The organism is Caulobacter sp. CCNWLW153 (genome assembly GCF_036889365.1).
In the GTDB taxonomy this organism is placed as follows: domain Bacteria; phylum Pseudomonadota; class Alphaproteobacteria; order Caulobacterales; family Caulobacteraceae; genus Caulobacter; species Caulobacter radicis.
Genome location: NZ_JBAKFV010000014.1, coordinates 99,326 through 118,470 on the forward strand (window position 1 = coordinate 99,326; position 19,145 = coordinate 118,470).

15 protein-coding genes are annotated in these 19,145 nt (G+C 70.6%); 7 read left to right on the forward strand and 8 right to left on the reverse strand.

Features of this window, described 5'->3' with window-relative positions; translation table 11 throughout:
* Nucleotides 1–19: 19 nt before the first annotated feature.
* The 5 genes from V6S85_RS20415 to V6S85_RS20435 form a co-directional block, all read right to left on the reverse strand.
* Entirely contained in the window at nt 20–538 is a 519-nt protein-coding gene (locus V6S85_RS20415) for a MarR family winged helix-turn-helix transcriptional regulator (protein ID WP_116568439.1), read from the reverse strand.
* Nucleotides 539–596: 58 nt separating this feature from the next.
* Complete coding sequence (locus V6S85_RS20420) at nt 597–872, reverse strand: helix-turn-helix domain-containing protein (RefSeq protein WP_334350066.1); 276 nt, start codon at nt 870–872, stop codon at nt 597–599.
* A 117-nt stretch (nt 873–989) separates the two neighbouring features.
* A complete protein-coding gene (locus tag V6S85_RS20425) occupies nt 990–1,451 on the reverse strand; it encodes a hypothetical protein (RefSeq protein WP_243410575.1) in 462 nt (153 codons plus the stop codon).
* A gap of 47 nt (nt 1,452–1,498) precedes the next feature.
* Complete coding sequence (locus tag V6S85_RS20430; protein WP_116568437.1) at nt 1,499–4,312, reverse strand: ATP-dependent DNA helicase; 2,814 nt, start codon at nt 4,310–4,312, stop codon at nt 1,499–1,501.
* 202 nt (nt 4,313–4,514) lie between these two features.
* The gene (locus V6S85_RS20435; protein WP_334350067.1) at nt 4,515–6,182 is read right to left on the reverse strand and encodes a M20/M25/M40 family metallo-hydrolase; all 1,668 of its coding nucleotides are present in this window, start codon (nt 6,180–6,182) and stop codon (nt 4,515–4,517) included.
* 130 nt (nt 6,183–6,312) lie between these two features.
* Between V6S85_RS20435 and V6S85_RS20440 the strand changes: the two genes are divergently transcribed.
* From V6S85_RS20440 to V6S85_RS20450, 3 genes are all read left to right on the forward strand, one after another.
* Nucleotides 6,313–9,021, forward strand: coding sequence for a ligase-associated DNA damage response DEXH box helicase (locus tag V6S85_RS20440; protein ID WP_334350068.1), 2,709 nt, complete (start codon nt 6,313–6,315; stop codon nt 9,019–9,021).
* Nucleotides 9,021–9,728, forward strand: a complete 708-nt coding sequence (gene pdeM / locus V6S85_RS20445; RefSeq protein WP_334350069.1) for a ligase-associated DNA damage response endonuclease PdeM — start codon at nt 9,021–9,023, stop codon at nt 9,726–9,728. Before V6S85_RS20440 ends, pdeM begins: the two co-directional genes overlap by 1 nt.
* A gap of 76 nt (nt 9,729–9,804) precedes the next feature.
* Nucleotides 9,805–10,146, forward strand: coding sequence for a hypothetical protein (locus V6S85_RS20450; RefSeq protein ID WP_334350070.1), 342 nt, complete (start codon nt 9,805–9,807; stop codon nt 10,144–10,146).
* On the opposite strand, the gene V6S85_RS20455 is transcribed toward V6S85_RS20450, so the two are convergent.
* Nucleotides 10,143–10,604 (reverse strand): DUF3429 domain-containing protein, encoded by a 462-nt coding sequence (locus V6S85_RS20455; RefSeq protein WP_101719510.1) that lies wholly within the window; start codon nt 10,602–10,604, stop codon nt 10,143–10,145. The genes V6S85_RS20450 and V6S85_RS20455 overlap by 4 nt on opposite strands.
* A 243-nt stretch (nt 10,605–10,847) precedes the next feature.
* The gene (locus V6S85_RS20460) at nt 10,848–13,856 is read right to left on the reverse strand and encodes a peptidoglycan-binding protein (RefSeq protein WP_334350071.1); all 3,009 of its coding nucleotides are present in this window, start codon (nt 13,854–13,856) and stop codon (nt 10,848–10,850) included.
* Between the two features lie 208 nt (nt 13,857–14,064).
* Between V6S85_RS20460 and V6S85_RS20465 the strand changes: the two genes are divergently transcribed.
* Nucleotides 14,065–14,271 carry a hypothetical protein gene (locus V6S85_RS20465; protein ID WP_431830643.1) on the forward strand — a complete coding sequence of 69 codons (207 nt, stop codon included), beginning with the start codon at nt 14,065–14,067 and terminating at the stop codon, nt 14,269–14,271.
* Here the strand turns inward: V6S85_RS20465 and V6S85_RS20470 are convergent.
* The gene (locus V6S85_RS20470) at nt 14,246–15,904 is read right to left on the reverse strand and encodes a phosphatidylglycerol lysyltransferase domain-containing protein (protein WP_116568423.1); all 1,659 of its coding nucleotides are present in this window, start codon (nt 15,902–15,904) and stop codon (nt 14,246–14,248) included. The genes V6S85_RS20465 and V6S85_RS20470 overlap by 26 nt on opposite strands.
* A 191-nt stretch (nt 15,905–16,095) precedes the next feature.
* On the opposite strand from V6S85_RS20470, the gene V6S85_RS20475 reads away from it, so the two are divergent.
* From V6S85_RS20475 to V6S85_RS20485, 3 genes are read left to right on the forward strand one after another with little or no spacing between them, the layout of a single operon-like run.
* A complete protein-coding gene (locus V6S85_RS20475; protein WP_334350072.1) occupies nt 16,096–17,319 on the forward strand; it encodes an acyl-CoA dehydrogenase family protein in 1,224 nt (407 codons plus the stop codon).
* 31 nt (nt 17,320–17,350) lie between these two features.
* The gene (locus tag V6S85_RS20480) at nt 17,351–17,962 is read left to right on the forward strand and encodes a 2-hydroxychromene-2-carboxylate isomerase (protein ID WP_116568420.1); all 612 of its coding nucleotides are present in this window, start codon (nt 17,351–17,353) and stop codon (nt 17,960–17,962) included.
* Nucleotide 17,963: 1 nt separating this feature from the next.
* Nucleotides 17,964–19,097: an acyl-CoA dehydrogenase family protein gene (locus tag V6S85_RS20485; protein WP_334350073.1), complete on the forward strand. Its 1,134-nt coding sequence runs from the start codon at nt 17,964–17,966 to the stop codon at nt 19,095–19,097.
* Nucleotides 19,098–19,145 lie beyond the last annotated feature (48 nt).

Sequence of the window (19,145 nt, forward strand, 5' to 3'; positions counted from 1 at the left end):
GAAAGAAATATGTAGGTGCCTACATATCCTTCCCATACCCAGGGTCGTCCAATGAAATTCCATCCATGATCCGATCGAACATCGACCGGCGGTCCAGGGCGTCGTCCAGTTGGTCGAGCCGGCGGACAAGGTCGCCGACCTCGGCGTCCAGCTCCCGCGCGGCGGTGTTGAAGGCCTCCCAGAGCGGTGAGAGCCTGGCGACCATTTCGCGCCCTTGGTCGGTCAGCGCGATCAGGCGGCGGCGCGCGTCCTCGGTCGATGTCTGCGAGGCGATCAGGCCGGCCTTCTCCATCGACCGGCTGGCCTCGCTGACCGAGACATGGGTGATGCGAAGGATGGCGGCGATCTCGCCCACAGCCATCGGAGCACCGCGCTCGACCAACTGGCGCAGGACGCCATACCAGCGCTGCTCGAACTTGACGCCGCGGGCCGCATAGACCCGCGAGCCGTCACGGTCGATCCGCTCGGAGACACGCCGCAGGCGAGCCGCGAGCGCCTCGGCGCCGAAACCGCGGCTGTAGTCTTCGGGATCGGACATGGCGGAATCCGCTGACGGAGGAACCTAGCCTCCTTCTGGGCCATCCGCGCGCGGCAGCCTAGAGCCCAGCGCGCGTCAGGGCCTCGCGCACCACGTCGGGCGCGTGGTCGATGACCCGCAGATAGGCCAGCATGGCCGCGTCTGGCCGGGCCTCGCCGTGCTCGAGCTCGCTCAGCACCGGCAGGGGAATGGCGAAGGCCCGCGAGAACTCGGCCTGCGACAGGCCGCTGCGCCAGCGCACCGCCTGCACCAGCGCGCGGGACGAGCGGACCTCGCTGGGCGCGGCGCGCTCGTCGATGGCGATATCGGTCGTGGTCAGGCGCGCTGCGGCCATAGGATCTCTCCCTTCGCTGCTCTTCTCCCCGACCGCTCCTCTATACGCGTTCGATTGCACAAATTCGACGGCCCCACGTCGCCAATACGACGGTTCGGGGGCGGCTTGACCGAGAGGTCAGCCCTGGGGCTTGGCCAGCAGGGCGCGCGCCTTGACCTCGACCGCCTCGACGCCCTTCAGCGGGTCGCCGGCGTCGTCGAGAATGTTGGAGAAGCGCTTGAGGTCCTGGGTGCTGATCCGCTTGATGCGGCGATCACGCGCCCATTCCATGCCGATCAGCTGGCCCAGGCGGCAGGCCTTGGGCAGCAGGGCCGGCTTCTCGGCCGGGCCGCCCTTGACCAGCAGCTTGCTGACGATGTCGTTCCAGTTGGGCGAGCCGGGGAAGCACAGGTTCAGGTCCTGGCAGTTGCCGGTCCAGAACCGCTTGTACCAGCGCGCATGATCGTCGTTCTCGAAACGCAGGCCGCGCGTGGGTTGGACCACATTGAGGCAGTCGCCGCGCACGAACTCCTGCGCGGACGCGGAGCCGGCCATCAGGCCGGCAAGCAGCAGGGCCGTCGCCCCCAAACGAAACGCCAAGTCTTCCTCCTGGAATCCTCCCCCCACGGAGGATGCTCACGGCTCGTTTAATCGCGCGCTTCGGACAGAAATGCGGCCGTCGCTTCAATGACTTCCACGAGCGTGAGTCGCTCGATGGTCACCCCTTCCGGCAGACTTGAAAAGAGCCTCGTGGGGGCGGCCGCGTCGAGCATCACGAAGACGCCGCGATCCTCCGCCCGGCGGATCAGGCGGCCGAAGGCCTGGCTGATGCGGGCGCGGGCGATCGAGTCGTCATAGCCCTTGCCGCCGAACTTGGTCCGCCGGGCCTTGTGCAGGATGTCCGGACGCGGCCAGGGCACGCGGTCGAAGACCAGCAGGCGCAGGGACCGTCCCGGCACGTCCACCCCGTCGCGGATGGCGTCGGTGCCCAGGAGGCAGGCGTCCTCCTCGGCCCGGAAGATGTCGACCAGGGCGCCGGCCTCCAGCGGATCCACGTGCTGCGCGTAGAGCGGCAGGCCCTTGTCGGCCAGAGGGGCGGCGATGCGCTCGTGCACGGCCTTCAGCCGGCGGATGGCGGTGAACAGGCCCAGCGCCCCGCCGTTGGCGGCCAGGAACAGCTCGCGCATGGCCGCCGAGACCTGGCGCGCGTCCTCCTTGTTGACGTCGGTGACGACGAAGGCGCGGGCGTTCTTCTCGTAGTCGAAGGGCGAGACCAGACGCAGCACCTTCGGCGGCTGCGGCAGGCGGGCCGCGCCCGTGCGCATCTCGGCCAGGGCGAAGGGATCCTCCAGCGCCGGATCGACCAGCGTGGCGCTGGTCACCAGCACGCCGTGGGCGGGGCTCAGCACTGCCGCGCGCAACGGCTCGGTCGGGTCCACCCAGTGGCGGCGGCAGGCGGCGTCCACGACGCGGCCGTAGAGGAAGGTGGCCTCGAACCAGTCGACGAAGTCGGGATCGTCCTCGGCGTCCTCGTCGATGGCCTTCAGGATGGAACGCCAGGCCGGCAGGGTCATGCGCGCCCGGCGGTCCAGCCCCCGCAGCGCGCCCTCGATCCGGGCCCGTTCGGACGGACCCAGGTGCTCGGCGTCCTCGTCGAGCACGTCCTCCAGCTGGCGGGCCAGGGCCAGAAGCGGAGCCTCGACGCCGGCCAGGGCCCGGGCGGCCTCGCCGGCCCGCTCGCGCACCAGGTCGACGGCCGGACGGGCGGCGCATTGCAGGCCCTGCTCGGCCCCGCCACGTTCGCTGGACCGCGCGCGAAGCTGCTCGATGACGGCCACGAGATAGTTCTCGATCGGCCCGATCGGGTTGACCTGGCCGTCCGGCGGCGCGATCCGCCCCGACCAGCCTTCGCCCGGCAGCGCCGTGGCGGCCTGGATCACCGCGCTCAGCGCCTGGCGGGCGCTTTCCTTGTCGCCCAGGATATCGAGCAGCCGGGCCTCCAGCCCCCTGCCCCGCCGCCCGCGCCCTTCGGGACCGCGGATCCAGCGGCGCAGCTCGGCGGCCTCGGCGCCCGAGAGGGCTGCCGAGAAGGCGCTGTCGGCGGCGTCGAACAGGTGGTGGCCCTCGTCGAACACCACCCGCTTGACCGCCGTGGTCTCGTTGTCGCCCTTCAGGCCGCGCGCCGTACGCGCGCCGTCGAAGGCCGCCTGGGTCATGACCAGGGCGTGGTTGGCGATGACGAGGTCGGCGCGCTTGGAGGCCCGCACGGCCTTCTCGATGAAGCAGACCCGATAGTGCTGGCAGCCGGCGTGGATGCACTCGCCCCGGCGGTCGACCAGGTTGGCGGCGCTGGCCTGGGCCGAGGGCTGCACGGCGAACAGGGTCGGCAGCCAGGCCGGATAGTCGCCGCCGGTCATGTCGCCGTCGCGGCTGACCCGCGCCCAGCGCGCGGCGAGCGCCAGGCCCACCAGGTCGCCATTGCCCAGCTGGGCGCTGTTGACCTGCTCCTGCAAATTCAGCAGGCACAGGTAGTTCTCACGCCCCTTGCGCACCACCGCCTTGCGGGCGCGCAGCTGCGGGTCGGGATAGATGGCGGCGCTCTCACGCTCGATCTGGCGCTGCAAAGCCCGCGTGTAGGTGCTGATCCACACCGACGGCCCGTTGGCCTCGGCCCAGACGCTGGCGGGCGCCAGATAGCCCAGGGTCTTGCCGACGCCGGTGCCGGCCTCGGCCAGCATCATGCGCGGCTCGCCTTCGCGCTCCCTCGGCTGGAAGGCGAACGAAGCCTCGCGGGCGTAGGTGTCCTGGGCCTCGCGCACCTCGTCGAGGCCGGCGCGGGCCAGCAGCGACTTCAGGCGCTCGGAGGCGGCTTCGGGCTCTATGGGACGAGACAGCGGCTCACCGACCGGCGCCTGGTCCTCCCACTCGACGAGGCGGCTCCAGACGTCGAGGCCGGAGCTTCTGAACTGGTTGCCGACCGGAACCGAGCGCAGGGCGCCGACCACCGCCGGTCCCCATGACCAGCCGGCCCGGGCCAGGGTCTCGGCCACGGCCAGGGCCTCCTCTCGCGACGGACGCGGCGTCAGGGCCAGTTCGCGCAGCAGGAAATCGGCGGCCTCGCGCAGGGTCTGGGCCTGGGCGGCGGGACCTCGCGGTTCCGGCAGGCCCAAAGCCATGGCCAGGCCCACCGACGACGGCGCGCAGAAGGTCGCCGGCCGGGTAAAGGCGTAGAGCTCCAGCACGTCGAAGATGCCGGGATAACGCAGCGGCGCATGCAGGTTCAGGCGCTTGGCGGTCATCGCCGCGTGGGCCACCAGCACGGGGCCGTGCTCGAACAGGTCGCGCGCGTCCGGCGGCCGGATCACCCGCCCCTCGCCCGAGCCGTCGGCCAGGCCGGCGCGAGGGCCGGGCAGCACCACCAGGGCCGGGGCAAGGTCAAGATTCGGAGGAAGCGCGCTCACGAGCGTGGATTAACACTTTGGCGCGGGGAAACGAACGGGGAACTCGGCGCGCCGGCCCCCTCCCCCGTAAAATCCAGACCCTTCATCCGCACAATCCCCGCGAAAGCGGGGACCCAGGCTTTTCTGCAACGCACGGCGCTCGACGATAAAACACCTGGGTCCCCGCCTTCGAAAGCGGGGATTTTTCGGAGTTTGGACAGCCTTACTTCCGCTGACCAGCACTTTCCGCCCGTACCGGCTTGAACTCCGAGCCGGCGTTCCAGTCGGGCCAGACGCGCGAGTTAGCGATCGCCTTGCCGGCCTCGTAGACCAGGGCCACGTCCTGGGCCGCGCCGCGCAGGTCCCAGTCGGCGCTCCAGGCGTCGCAGGGCTGGTGGTAGCAGCGGGCGGTGTAGTCGGCGACCCACGCGTCGCCGGCCGCGCGGCCGCCGTTCAGCAAGTCGGCCCCGCCGCCCAGGCCCATGACCAGCAGCACCGGCACGCCGCGCTTGGCCAGCGAGAAGTGATCGGCGCGATAGAACAGCGCCCGTTCCGGCTTGGCGTCCGGCGTCACCGTGCGCCCTTGCGCGGCCGCGGCCTTGGCCAGGCCCTGTTCCAGCTCGTTCTGGCCGGCGCCGACCAGCACGATGTCCTTGGCCGGACCCGCGGTCTGGAGGACGTCGAGGGTGTAGTTGGCGGCCATCTTGCCGAGCGCCGCGTCGCCGGCCTTCACGGCGTAGTATTCCGAGCCCAAGAGGCCGCGCTCCTCGCCCGTCCACGCGGCGAAGACGATCGAGCGTTGCGGCGCCGGGCCCTGCTTGAAGGCGCGGGCCACCTCGATCACGCCCGCCACGCCGATGGCGTCGTCGGCCGCGCCCGGACGGATCGTCTTGCCCTGCGCGTCCGGCGCGCCCACGCCGTAGGCGTCCCAGTGGGCGGCGTACATGATGCTCTCGTCGGCGTGGGTCGCCCCCGGCAGCCTGGCGACGACGTTGTGGCTGACCATCGGCTCGTGGGCCACCTTGTAGGCGGCCGAGAACGCCGCGCCCTTCAGCGCGACGGGCTTGAAGCCAGGATCGCGGGCCGATTTCTTCAGCGCCTCGAAGTCCAGGCCCGAGCGTTTGAAGAGATCGACGGCCACGTCGCGCTGGATCCAGCCTTGCAGTTGCAGCTTCTCCTTGGCCGGGTCCGCGCGCTGGATGTCATAGCCCTCGCCGTTCGAGGCCTTCACCGTGCTCCAGCCATAGCCCGCGCCGAGGGTCTCATGCACGATCAGGGCGCCGACCGCCCCGCGCCGCACGGCTTCCTCGTACTTGTAGGTCCAGCGGGCGTAGTAGGTGGCCGCCTTGCCGCCGAACTTGCCGTAGGCGGGCTCGCCGGCCTCGGCCTCCAGGTCGGGATCGCTGATCAGGAAGACGGCGACCTTGCCCTTCAGGTCGACGCCCTTGAAGTCGTCCCAGCCGCGCTCGGGGGCGCTGACGCCATAGCCGACGAAGACCAGCGCAGCGTCCTTGATCGCCACCTTGTCGACCGGCAGCAGGGTCATGACCTGGGCCTGCTCGCCCTGGGCCAGGGTCACCGGGCCGGCGGCGGTGGAAAAGCTCATGACCACCGGGCCGTCGATGCGGGTGTGCACCAGCGGCACCTTCTGGGTGTAGGACCCGGCGTCACCGGCCGGCTCCAGGCCCAGGGCCTTGAACTGCCCGGCGATGTAGTCGGTGGTCTTCTGCTCGGCCGGACCGCCCGGGGCGCGGCCGAGGAACTCGTCGCTCGCCAGCACGCGGGTGATCTCCGACAGCCTGGCCGGGTCGATCGGACCGCTGTCCTGCGCATGGGCCAGGGCGGGTAGCGCCAAGGCGGCGGTCAGCAGAAGGGCGGCGCGGCGGGACATGGCGAACTCCGAGATTTTCGGAGCCGACCCTAGGAAGCTTGGCGAACGAGGGCAAACTTCGCACATCGTTCTTTGCGGCTAAGTCGATTCCCCGCCAGAAACAGAACAGGAACATGCTATAGCCACCGCGATGGTTTCGGCCGACCTGCTTCCCCCGTGCTTTTCCGAGTGGTTCGCCGCCCGCGGCTGGGCGCCGCGCGCCCACCAGCTGGCGATGATCGAGAAGGCCAAGGCCGGCCGCGACGCCCTGCTGATCGCCCCCACCGGCGGCGGCAAGACCCTGGCGGGCTTCCTGCCCAGCCTGATCGAGCTCTACGAGCGCCCGCCGCGAAACACGCCCGCCGGGATCCACACCCTCTACATCTCGCCGCTGAAGGCGCTGGCCGTCGACGTCGAGCGCAACCTGATGACGCCCATCCGAGAGATGGGCCTCTCCATCGTCGCCGAAAGCCGCACCGGCGACACCGGTGAGAGCCGCAAGGCCCGCCAGCGGATTCGCCCGCCCGACATCCTGCTGACCACGCCCGAGCAGCTGGCCCTGTTCTGCGCATGGGAGGGCGCGCGGGAGTATTTCGCCGACCTGTCGTGCGTGATCGTCGACGAGGCCCACGCCATGTGGCCCTCCAAGCGCGGCGACCTGCTGGCCCTGGATATCGCGCGGCTTCAGCAGTTCGCGCCGCGCATGCGGCGGGTGGGGCTGTCAGCGACGGTGGACGATCCGGACCTGGTCAGGCGGTGGCTGGGCAGAAATCCTCCCCCCGAAGGGGGAGGTGGCGGCGAAGCCGACGGAGGGGGAAGTGATCCCACCTCAACAGCCCCTTCGCCCTCCGGCCCTCCGGGCCACCTCCCCCTTCAGGGGGAGGGTCTGAAAACCAAGAAACCTCCCCCTGTGGGGGAGGCGGCGCCTCGCGCCGGTGGGGGGGCGGTTTCAGCTTCCGCGACGCTCGAAGCCCTCCCCCCTCCGTCGGCTTCGCCGACACCTCCCCCACGGGGGGAGGTTCCTTCCATCGCGGGCTCGTCCGTCGACCTCGTCCTCGGTTCGGGCGGCGCCCAGCCGGTGGTGGAAGTCCTCGTCTCCGGCGGCCGCGTGCCTTGGGCCGGACACACCGCACAGCACGCCATGGCCGAGGTCTACGACATCATCCGCCAGTCGCGGACGGCGCTGGTCTTCGTCAACACGCGCTTCCAGGCCGAGTTCGCGTTCCAGGAGCTGTGGAAGCTCAACGACGAGGGCCTGCCGATCGCCCTGCACCACGGCAGCCTGTCGGCCGAGCAGAGACGCAAGGTCGAGGCCGCCATGGCCCGCGGCGACCTGCGGGCCGTCGTCTGCACCTCGACGCTGGACATGGGCATCGACTGGGGCGACGTCGATCTCGTCATCCAGCTGGCCGCGCCCAAGGGGGCCTCCCGGATGGTCCAGCGGATCGGCCGCGCCAACCATCGCCTGGACGAGCCCAGCCGCGCCCTCTTCGTGCCCGCAAGCCGGTTCGAGATGCTCGAGTGCCGCGCCGCCGCCGACGCCATCCTGGAAAATCACCTCGACGGCGAGCCGGCCCGCGTCGGCGCCCTCGACGTGCTGGCCCAGCACGTGATGGGCTGCGCCTGTTCCGAACCCTTCAAGCTGGTCGAGCTCTATGACGAGATCCGCACCGCCGGCCCGTATGCCGACCTCTCCTGGGAGGACTTCGAGACCGTCGTCGATTTCGTCTCGACCGGCGGCTACGCCCTGAAGACCTACGACCGCTTCCGCCGGATCGTGGAAGACGCCGACGGCTTCTGGAAGGCCCGCAACGCCCAGGTCGTCCAGCGCCACCGCATGAACGTCGGCGCCATCGTCTCGCCGGCGGTCGTGAACGTGAGGATCGGCGGCGGCCGCCGCCCCATGGGTGGCAGAAAGATCGGCGAGGCCGAGGAAGGCTATTTCGAGCAGCTGACGCCGGGCGACACCTTCGTCTTCGCGGGCCAGGTCTGGCGGTTCAACAGCCTGGTCGGGGCCGACGCCTATGTGTCGCCCGCCCCGGCCAAGGACCCGAAGATGCCCAGCTGGGGAGGCTCGAAGTTCCCGCTGTCGACCTATCTCGCCGGCCGCGTTCGCAAGATGATGCACGACGAGGCCGAGTGGACCGCCCTGCCTCCCGACGTGCAGGAATGGATGGCCTACCAGAAGGCCCGCTCGATCATCCCCGACGAGGACGAGATGCTGCTGGAGACCTTCCCGCGCGGGAAGCGGTTCCACATGGTCATGTATCCGTTCGAGGGACGGCTGGCCCACACCACCCTGGCCATGCTGCTGACGCGGCGGCTGGACCGGTTGGGCGTCGGGCCGCTGGGCTTCGTCTGCAACGACTACGCCCTGAACATCTGGTCGCTGAAGCCGATGGACGAACTCGACCTCGACGACCTGTTCGACCAGGACATGCTGGGCGACGATCTCGAGGACTGGCTGAACGAGAGCTTCCTGATGAAGCGCGCCTTCAAGGCCTGCGCGCTCGTCGGCGGCCTGATCGAACGCCGCTACCCCGGCGAGGAGAAGTCGGGCCGCCAGGTGACCTTCTCGACCGACCTGATCTACGACGTGCTGCGCAAGCACCAGCCCGACCACCTCTTGCTACGCTGCGCCCGCGCCGACGCGGCGACCGGCCAGCTGGACGTGGCGCGGCTGGGCGACCTGCTGGCCCGCATCAAGGGCCGCATCCGCCATGCGGCGCTGGACAAGGTTTCGCCCTTCGCCGTGCCGATCATGCTGGAGATCGGCCGCGAGCGCGCGCCGGGCGACGCGGCCAGCGACATGATCCTGGCCGAGGCGGAGGAAGACCTGATCGCGGAGGCGCTGTCTTGATGACCAGGTTCCAGTCCAGCGACTGCGGCGGCCTGGCGGTGCTGGTGGCCCAGCGGCTTGTGCTGCTGCGCGGCTCGGGCGCCCTGTGGCTGGAAGCCGAGCGCGCCCTGGTGGTCGCCGACCTGCACTTCGAGAAGGGTTCGTCCTACGCCGCGCGCTTCGGCCAGATGCTGCCGCCCTACGACACGCGCGAGACCCTGACCCGCCTGGAAGCCGAGGTCGCCGCGTTGGAGCCGGCGACCCTGATCTTCCTGGGGGACAGCTTCCACGACGGCGCGGCCGAGGATCGTCTGGCCGCCGACGACGCCGAGCGTCTTCGAGCCCTTTCGGTCGGCCGCGACCTGATCTGGGCGGTGGGCAATCACGACGCCGACGGCCCGCGCGCCCTCCCCGGCCAGATCATCGACGAACTGGCCATCGGCGGCCTGATCCTGCGCCACGAACCCGAGCCTGGCCATCAGCCCGGCGAGGTGGCCGGCCACCTGCACCCGGCGGCGCGGGTCTCCAGCGGCCGCGGCAGCGTACGCAAGCGCTGCTTCGTCACCGACGGCCAGCGGCTGATCCTGCCCGCCTTCGGGGCCTATACCGGCGGCCTGAACATCTTGGACGAGGCGTTCGCGGGCCTGTTTACCGCCCCGCCCCTGGCCGGCGCCCTGGGCGGCAAGCGGGTGCACGCGGTGGGGCCGAAGTCGCTGCGGCCGGACTGACGCAAGCTAGGCCCTGGGATCGCCCAGGCGCCCAGCGGCGTTTGCCCGGAAACCTCCACCCGGGAGACCCCGCTCCATGCGCCCGCTGATCCCGAGCGTCGCCGTCCTTCTGGTCCTGTCGGCCTGCGCCAGCAACCCGGCCCCGCGCGAAACCGTCGCCAGGCTCGACGCCAGCCATCCGCGCTACGACAGCGCCAGGTGCCGCAAGGCCCGCGCGGAGGCCGAGCAGTACAACGAGCACCGCATCATCCGCGCCGTCGTCGGCGTGGGCGGCAACGTGGTCATGCCCTTCGCCGGCGCGGCGGCGGGCGGCGCGCTGACCCACAGGCTGGAAAGGAAGAAGGCCAAGCTGAACCACGCGGTGGCCAAGGCCTGTCTCGACGACCCGTTGGCGCGCAAGGCGGTGGCGGCGCGCTAGAGCGCCAGGGCCTGTTCCAGCGCGAAGGCCAGCGACAGGGCCGCGCCGGTGGTCAGCAGGGTGCGCAGGCGGGGCCGCCAGGCGGGGCCCTCGTGGCTGGTGACGTCCCACAGCCATTGCAGCAGGAACACGAACAGGAAGCCGGAAAGCTGCCAGGCGGCGCCGAAGCGCTCGGCCCCCAGCATCAGCGCCACCCCGGCCAAGGGCGGCAGCAGCGACAGGCCCAGCGTCATCCATCGCGGCTGGACGTGGTCGATCTCGAGCCCGCAGCGCACGCCGCCCAGATACGAGAGCATCGCCGTCGAATAGGCCAGCAGCGCCACCAGCGCCGGGCCGCGCTGCCCCTGGGGTCCGTAGCAGAACAGCCCGGAGGCGATGACGAAGGGCGCCAGCGTGCACAGGCCGAACACCCATACGGCGCGCGGAACCGGCACGCGTTCGGTCACGTGATCCGTCATCAGCTCGTCACTCCTCCGGCAGGCCCGAAAGCCTTCCCCCGCCCCGTCCGCGATCGCCGGCGTCCCGGTCTTTCGCGTAAACCCTAGTCTGAACCGGGCCTCGGATTGTTTCACCCGACCCGATTTACGTCGAAACGGTGACTATTACCGAGGTCGGCGGCGAGGTCCACGCTGGAAGTGGACGGCAAAACGCCCCCGGAGCGGACTCCGAGGGCGTTTCGAGATCTTCAGGCCGCGCCTGGATCAGCGCGCGAAGGCCGAAAGGCGGTTCAAGGTCTCGCCGTCCAGGGCGCCGGAGGCCGGCAGGTTCTGGTCGCGCTGATAGGACTGGATGGCCATGCGCAGAGCCGGCGACGAAACGCCGTCCTTGGGCCCTTGGTAGTAGCCGAGGCTGGAGAGCGCGCGCTGGGCGGTGGCCGTGCCGGCCGACGGCGCGGCGGCAGTCGCCACCTGGGTCGTGCGCGGGGCTGCGGCCAGGCGCGAGCGGAAGGCCTCGGCCGAGCGTTCGGCGATGCGCTGGCTTTCCGGCGTCAGGCCGCCGCGCAGGGCGCTGGCGCGGGTGCGGGCGTCGGCGTCGCCGGCGCGGGCCGCGATCAGGTACCAGCGATAGGCCTCGGCCGGGTTCTGGGCGACGCCGCGACCGTTCTCGTAGAGCTGGGCCAGGTTGAACTGGCTGTCGACCAGGCCGGTCTCAGCGGCCTTGCGGAACCAGTTGGCGGCCGTGGTCAGGTTCTTGGCCCCGCCGTCGCCGCGATAGGCGAACAGGGCGATGTTGTGCATGGCGCTGGGGTCGCCGCCCTGGGCCGCGCGCTCGTACCAGCGACGGGCCTCGACCAGGTCCTTCTTGACGCCGCCCTCGCCCATCTCGGCCATCTTGGCGAGCAGGAACTGGGCCTTGGGCTGGCCCAGGTTGGCGGCCTTGCGCAGTTGAACGAGTCCGCCGCGATCCTTGGCCTCGAGACGGCTGACCGCCTCCGCGAACAGGGCAGAGCCCTCGTCGACGGCGGCGGGCGCGGGCGCGGGCGCTTCGGCCTCGGTCGAGGCGGGCTGGGCCGCGCCCGGCTGGGCGGCGGGCGTCACGACGGCCATGGCCACCCGCGGCTGGGCCGGCGTGGTGTCGGCCTCGCGGGTCTTGATCTCGACGTCGGCGGCGCGACCGGCGATGGCCCGGGCCACGCGGTCATTGAGCGCGCCGTCGCTGTCCTTGGGCAGCAGGGTCAGACCGGCCGTGCCGACGCCCAGCGCCGCGGCGCCGGCCGAGACCAGCAGCGCGGTGACCAGGGTCGAGGACGTGCGCTTGTCCTTCTTCTGCAGCGCCTTGCCGAAGCCGGCGAACAGCGACTTGGCCGCGGCCTTGTCGGCCTTGGTCTTGGCCTTCGCCTTGGTTTCGGCGCCGGCGGCCGCGGCGCGGGCGGCGGCGCGGGCCTGCTCGATCACCTCGCGGGTCGAGAGGGCGCGGGGGGGCGCCATCGGCAGTTCGGGCTCGGGATCGAAGGCGTCGGCCTCGAACGACGGCGCTTCGATGCGCGGGGTCGCGGAGAAGCCGTCGGCGGCCTCGAAGTCCTCGTCGGCGAAGCTCGGAGCCTCGGGCTCCTCGACCGGGAAGTCGGCGTCAAAGCCGCCCGAGGCCGACCAGCCGGTGTCGACGGTCGGAGCCGGCGCGGGCGCGGCGGCCTGCGGGGCGGCGGCAGGCGCCTGGAAGGCCGCCTGCGGGAAGGCCGGCTGGTCGAACACCTCCTCGGAGACGGCCTCGCCGCCGAACGAGAAGCGGTCGGCGTCGAACGGCGAGGCCGCGGGCGTGGGCTGACGGGCCGGAACCGGCGCGGCGGCCGGGGTCTCGGCCAGGCGGCGCTGGGCGTCGGCCAGGCGGGTGTCGATCTTCTCGCGGGCCTCGTCGAGCAGGCGCGCGGTGCGCTCCTCCGACTGGCGGATGCGGTCGATCAGTTCCTGCGAGCTGCGCTCGGCGCGCTGGTTCAGGCGATCGGTGACCCTGACCACCTGGTCGCCGACGTCGTCGATGGCCAGGGCGTTGCGGCGCTCCGAGGCGCTGATGCGCTCGGCCAGCTTCTCGGTGATGCGGGCGATCTCGACGCCAAGCTTCTCGAGAGCCTGGGCCTGGACGCTGTCGGCGCGGTTCAGCTTGTGCTCGACGCTGGAGGCGATGCGGGCCACCTCGCCGCCGACCTGCTCGATGGCGTTGGCCTGGCGGGCTTCGGACGTCTGGATGCGGCGGTTGAAGGCGTCGGCCAGGCCCACGACCTCGCGGCCCATGCGTTCGATCGCCTGGGCCGAGCGCGCCTCGGCGGCCTGGATGTGGGCGGTCATCTCGCCCAGCTTGCGCTCCATGCGGTCGAAGCGGCCGTCGGCCGTCTCGCGCAGCTTGGCGGCCATCTCGGCGCGGGCGGCCTCCATCTTGGCCGACAGGCTGCCGGCCAGTTCCTCGAGGCGCTTCTGGGCGCTGCCGCCCTCGCCCTCGACGGCCGACAGGCGGGTGTCGAGCGCGTGGAACGACCCGCCCAGCTGCTGCAGCGCCTCGGCGGTGCGGGCCTCGGCGGCTTCCAGGCGTTCCTGCAGGCGGGCGACGACCTCGTCGACCAGGCCGGACGCGGGCGCGGCGGCCTGGGCGGCGACCTTGGCTTCCAGGGCGGCCAGGGTCTCGCGGGTGCGGCCTTCGCCTTCGTACAGGTGGCTGGCCACGCGGCCGACGGCGCTTTCCAGCGCGCGCAGGGCCTCGGCCGAACGCGGGCCGGCGGCTTCGTTCTCGATGCGGCGCAGGCGCTCTGCGTTGCGGCCCTGCTCGGTCTTGATCTCGTCGGCCAGGCCCTCGAAGCGGGCGGCGACGGCGATCTGCTCGCGTTCGGAATGCGACAGGCGCTGCAGCGCGCCGCGCACGGACTGGTCGATGCCGGTGATGGCCTGGGCCGAGCGGGCCTCCGCGGCCTCGATACGTTGGGTCAGGCGGTCGAGCGCCGACGCCATGCGGCCCACCTCGTCGGCGGGATGTTCGGGAGCCTCGATGCGCGGCGGCGCCTCGGCGCGCTCGGCTTCAAGGTAAACGGATCGGCCGTTCGAACGACCAGTATCGTTAACGGGATCGGCGGGAGGCGCGTCGAAACCGGCGGAATCACCCTCGATGATCATCCGGTTCAACCACTCGCCAAGGGTCATGCCCGAGCGACGGGCGAGGTCCTTGGCGACCTCCCGTGCCTTCGGGTCAATTCCCTTTACGCTCCATGGCGCTGCAGCAGTCATGCGAATCGCTCTCCCCGCACCTGGGGACCCACGCTAGTCACCGATTCCTAGCGTGTAAACGCGACGGTAAACGCTAGATTTAGCGTTCCTGTGGACAGGTTAACAGACACAGTTACCAAGGTATGTACAGAGGATTTGGTTCCAATGTGTTAATGCGTATTAACCTATTGCCAGACCGATTGTCGCAGGCCATCTGCGGCCCATGGACATGATCCCGACCCTGATCGCGGGCGCGACGACGCTCGCCCTCACCGTGCTGTTCGGCTGGCTGGGCGCGCGCCCTTCCAACCCGGCAAAGGGTCCGCGCATGGCGCCGTGGCGCCCGATGATGATGGCGACGGCGGTGGCGACCCTGCTTCTGGCCGCTCACGCGCTCAATCTTCTGGGATTTAAGACGGGCGACCCGCGCTATTAGGCCGCGGCCGTTTCGTCAGGCCGGACATGCCGCCCGACGACAACAGGCCGATGTCGGCGAGCAGGAAAGGGATGGCCCAGCGGCGAGGCGCGGCAATGTAGCGCGGCTGCCAGACGGGGTCGTACTTGTCCTTGTACCGGCGTACGCCCTGGAAATTGTAGATTCCCTCGCCGCGCTCGTAGAGCAGGCGGCCCACGCGCGACATGATCGGGGCCAGCGGCCGGTCGTCCAGGCCCGCCAGCGGGGCCATGCCGAACTCGAACGCCGTGTAGCCCTCCCCCTTGCCCCATTGCAGGAGCTCGACGAACAGGTAGTCCATGATGTTCTTGGGCGCCTCGTCGGAGTAGCGCATCAGGTCCATCGAGAACGAGGCCTTGTGGGCCGTGGTCCACAACGTGGCGAAGGCGACGATGCGCCCCTCCGAGCGCACCAGGGCGACCGGGAACTCGGCCACGTAGCGCGGATCGAACCCGCCCATCGAGAAGCTCTTCTCGCCGCCGGCGTGATGGGCCAGCCAGGCGTCGGAGATCACCCGCAACTCGGCCATCACGGTCATGGCCGCGCCGGCCGGCAGCACCTCGAACGCCGCCCCGCCCTCGCCGGCCTTGCGCCAGTTGCGGCGCAGGACCTCGCGACGGCGGCCGGCCAGCGTGAAGCTCTCCAGCGGCACGATGGCGCTCTCACCGGTCTTCTGGATGGCCAGGCCCAGGTCGACGGTATCGGGCAGGTCCTCCGGACCGAGGGCGTAGAAGCCCGCCCGCGCGGCGTGGGCGTCGGCCAGTTCGCGGAAGCGCCAGAACAGCTCCATGCGCTCGTCGTGGCGGCCGATCGGCGGCCCCAGGGCGATCCACGAGCGGCGGCGCACGCCGAACATCAGGAAGCTCTCGCCCGAGGCCGAGAACAGGAAGCGCTTGTCGCCCAGCAGGGCCAGGTTAGAGGCCGGCTCAGCGGCCTCGGCCTTGGCCAGGATGGCGCGCACGCGGTCGAAGTCGGGGTCGGTGTCGTCGACGACGGGCGGCGTGGCCGGGGTGGCGATCAGCCGCCACACGCCGATGCCCATCAGCACCACCGCCGCGGCGATCGACGAGCGGATGGCCCGGGCGGCCTCGCGGTCGCCCATGATCCGCATCCACGAGCGGTCGGCGTACTCGACGTGGTTGAACATCCACCAGCCCAGGAACGCGGCCCCGCCAATGGCCGCGGCCGCCGACAGCAGCCAGCCGGGCGTGATCTCCATCCGCGACAGGGCCGCCTTGCGCGGGAAGGCCTCGTGGAACGGCAGGATGGCCACGAAGAAGGCGGTCAGGGTCGCCGTCTCCTCCCAGTTCAGGCCCTTGAAGATCGCCAGCACCGCACCGGCGGCCAGCATCACCAGGCTCGCCCACCAGGCTGCGTCGAGGCGCGCGCGCAGGCCGAAGGCCAGCAGCACCAGGACAAGGCCGATGATCGACGAGACGAAGTGGCTGATCTCGATCAGCGCCGACGGGGCGAAGGCCAGCAGGATCGCGAAACGCGTCGGCTCCGACGGGGTCGCGCCGGACGCCAGCAGCAGCACGCCGGCCGAGGCGGCCAGGATGGCGGCGAGAGTCGGTGCGACCGCCAAAGCGGCGGGTCTCAGTTCTGGCGCGGACATCAAGACCCCTGAACGGCGAATCCCGGACCGGGAAACGTCATCGGCGCTTCTATAACGCGTCTGCGAGCATCTCGTCGCGCACGGCGATGCGAACGATTGTTTGAATCGACTTGCTCCCGGCGTTCCGTGGCGTAGTCTGGCAGCCGAAGCGGGCCGCCAAGCGCCCGGCACGATCCAGGGAGAGCCCCGCCATGGCCGACTTCGGCGCCACCGAACTCGACACCTTCCGCGCCGAGACGCGCGCCTGGCTGGAGGCCAACTGCCCGCCGTCGATGCGCACGCCGATGACGGACGAGAAGGAAGCCCCCTGGGGCGGCCGCAAGGCGGAATGGAAGAACCCCGACGCCAAGCTCTGGCTCGACCGCATGGCCGACAAGGGCTGGACCGCGCCGATGTGGCCAAAGCAATACGGCGGCGGCGGTCTCTCCAAGGCCCAGAACAAGGTGCTCGAGCAGGAACTGCGCCGCATCAAGGCCCGCCCCGCCCTGATGAGCTTCGGCGTCTGGATGCTCGGCCCGGTGCTGCTCGAATACGCCACCGAGGAGCAGAAGCAGCGCTTCCTGCCCGGCATCGTGCGCGGCGAGACCCGCTGGTGCCAGGGCTACAGCGAGCCCGGCGCGGGCTCCGACCTCGCCAGCCTCCAGACCAAATGTGAAGATGTTAAGGACGAAAATGGGGGCGACCACTGGCTGATCAACGGCCAGAAGGTGTGGACCAGCTATGCCGACCAGGCCGACTGGATCTTCTGCCTGGTGCGCACCGACACCTCCAAGAAGCACGAGGGCATCTCGTTCGTGCTGTTCGACATGACCTCGCCCGGCGTCGAGGCCCGGCCGATCAAGCTGATCAGCGGCTCCTCTCCGTTCTGCGAGACCTTCTTCGACAATGTGAAGGTCCCCAAGGAGCAGTTGGTCGGCAAGGTCAACGGCGGCTGGGAGATCGCCAAGCGCTTGCTCCAGTACGAGCGCCAGAACATCTCGGCTTCCGGCTTCGGCGGCGGCGCGGGCCTGGACGTGGTCGAGGCGGCCAGGACCCATGTCGGCGTCGACGACCAGGGCCGCATCGCCGACGGCGACCTGCGCGCCCGCATCGCCGCCCACAAGATGGACGCCCACGCCTTCCTGCTGACCGTGCGCCGCGCCGAGGCGGAGTCCAAGACCGGCTCGGGCCCCAGCGCCGCCGTCTCGATCATCAAGTACGCCGCCGCCAAGATGAACCAGGAACGCACCGAACTCTTGGTCGAGGCTCTCGGCCTGCAAGGCCTGGGCTGGGAGGGCGAGGGCTTCACCCCCGACGAGATCGCCGCCCTGCGCGCGATGCTGCGCGCCAAGGGCAACTCGATCGAAGGCGGCACCAGCGAGGTCAATCTGAACGTTGTCGCCAAGCGGGTGCTTGGCCTGCTCGATCACCAGTGAGAGCCTTCCGCCACGCAGCGGAGACAAGGTCATGATCGAGTTCTGGTACGAGTTCGCCTCCACCTACTCCTACCCCGCCGCCATGCGGGTGGAGCACCTGGCCGACCAGGCCGGGGTGGTGGTGCATTGGCGGCCGTTCATCGTCGGCCCGCTGTTCAACGAGCAGCAGGGCCTGACCGACAGCCCGTTCAACGCCTTCCCGGTGAAGGGCGACTACATGTGGCGCGACCTGCAGCGGGTCTGCGACCGCGAGGGCCTGCCGCTGCACCATCCCAGCCAGTTCCCGCGCAACAGCCTGCTGGCGGCCCGCGTGGCGATCTGCGGGCTGGAAGACGGCTGGACGCCGGCCTTCAGCCGCGCGGTCTACCAGGCCAATTTCGTCGACGACCTCGATATCTCCAATCCGGAGGTGCTGGCGCCCTTGATCGCCAGTGTCGGGGCGGGCCCCGAGCACGTCCTGGCCGCGGCCGCCTCGGCGCCGGTCAAGGACCAGCTGAAAGACCACGTGCGCCAGGCCCGCGAGCGCGGGCTGTTCGGCGCCCCTTCCTTCGTCACCGCCGACGGCGAGCTCTTCTGGGGCAACGACCGTCTCGAACAGGCCCTCGACTGGGCCGTCCGCCATCAAGACATGGAGAGCGCCTGACATGGCCGTCCTGACCGAAGAACAGACGATGCTGCGCGACGCCGCCAAGGCCTGGTCGCAGGAAAGCGCCCCGGTCTCGGCCTTGCGCAAACTGCGCAACGAGGGCTCCAGGCAGACCTTCGATCCCGCCGCCTGGAGCGAGATGGGCCAGATGGGCTGGGCCGGCGTGGTCGTGCCCGAAGCCTACGAGGGCTCGGGCTTCGGCTATCTGGGCCTGGGACTGATCCTGGAGGAGACCGGCAAGACCCTGGCCGCCTCTCCCCTGCTCTCCACCGCCCTGATCGCGGCCTCGGCGCTGGAACTGGGCGGCTCCGACGCCCAGAAGGCCGCCTGGCTGCCCAGGATCGCCACCGGCGAGGCCGTCGCCACCCTTGCCGTCGACGAAGCCGCCCATCACAACCCCGCCCGCATCGCCCTGACGGCGACCACCAGCGGCGACGGCTGGGCCCTGAACGGGACCAAGACCTTCGTCCTGGACGGCGAGGCCGCAGACCTGCTGATCGTCGCCGCCCGCACCGGCGGCAAGAGCGGCGACACCGACGGCGTCACCCTGTTCCTCGTGCCGGGCGACGCGCCGGGCGTCGTTCGCACCCACCTGTCGCTGGCCGACAGCCGTGGCGCGGCCCAGATCGCGTTCGACGGCGTCGAGGTCGGCGTCGAGGCGGTGCTGGGCGAGGTCGGCAAGGGTTGGGCGATCCTCGAACCGGTGCTCGACCGCGCCTATGCGGGCCTGGCGGCCGAGATGCTGGGCACGGCCAGCGCCGCCTTCGAGATCACGCTCGACTACCTGAAGACCCGCACCCAGTTCGGCCAGATGATCGGCACGTTCCAGGCCCTGCAGCATCGCGCCGCCAAGTGGTTCACGGATCTCGAGACCACCCGCTCCTGCGTCGAGGCCGCGCTGGAGGCCCTGGACGCCGGCGCCGACGCCCGCGCCCTGTCGTCCCTGGCCAAGGCCAAGGCCAGCGAAGTGCTGCACCTGGCTTCCAACGAGATGGTCCAGATGCACGGCGGCATCGGCATGACCGACGAGCACGACTCCGGCCTCTACATGAAGCGCGCCCGCGTGGCCGAGGCCCTGTTCGGCGGGGCCTCGTTCCACCGCGACCGCTATGCCCGGCTGATGGGTTTCTAGAAGGAAGAGGCGGAGCTCCACCCTAGGAACCGCCTCTCACGCGACCGG

Bases quoted from the DNA above. Each gene is read 5' to 3' on its own strand.
- V6S85_RS20415 (WP_116568439.1), bottom strand. From the start codon at position 538: ATGTCCGATCCCGAAGACTACAGCCGCGGTTTCGGCGCCGAGGCGCTC.
- V6S85_RS20420 (WP_334350066.1), bottom strand. From the start codon at position 872: ATGGCCGCAGCGCGCCTGACCACGACCGATATCGCCATCGACGAGCGC.
- V6S85_RS20435 (WP_334350067.1), bottom strand. From the start codon at position 6,182: ATGTCCCGCCGCGCCGCCCTTCTGCTGACCGCCGCCTTGGCGCTACCC.
- V6S85_RS20440 (WP_334350068.1), top strand. From the start codon at position 6,313: ATGGTTTCGGCCGACCTGCTTCCCCCGTGCTTTTCCGAGTGGTTCGCC.
- pdeM (WP_334350069.1), top strand. From the start codon at position 9,021: ATGACCAGGTTCCAGTCCAGCGACTGCGGCGGCCTGGCGGTGCTGGTG.
- V6S85_RS20450 (WP_334350070.1), top strand. From the start codon at position 9,805: ATGCGCCCGCTGATCCCGAGCGTCGCCGTCCTTCTGGTCCTGTCGGCC.
- V6S85_RS20455 (WP_101719510.1), bottom strand. From the start codon at position 10,604: ATGACGGATCACGTGACCGAACGCGTGCCGGTTCCGCGCGCCGTATGG.
- V6S85_RS20460 (WP_334350071.1), bottom strand. From the start codon at position 13,856: ATGACTGCTGCAGCGCCATGGAGCGTAAAGGGAATTGACCCGAAGGCA.
- V6S85_RS20465 (WP_431830643.1), top strand. From the start codon at position 14,065: ATGATCCCGACCCTGATCGCGGGCGCGACGACGCTCGCCCTCACCGTG.
- V6S85_RS20470 (WP_116568423.1), bottom strand. From the start codon at position 15,904: ATGTCCGCGCCAGAACTGAGACCCGCCGCTTTGGCGGTCGCACCGACT.
- V6S85_RS20475 (WP_334350072.1), top strand. From the start codon at position 16,096: ATGGCCGACTTCGGCGCCACCGAACTCGACACCTTCCGCGCCGAGACG.
- V6S85_RS20480 (WP_116568420.1), top strand. From the start codon at position 17,351: ATGATCGAGTTCTGGTACGAGTTCGCCTCCACCTACTCCTACCCCGCC.
- V6S85_RS20485 (WP_334350073.1), top strand. From the start codon at position 17,964: ATGGCCGTCCTGACCGAAGAACAGACGATGCTGCGCGACGCCGCCAAG.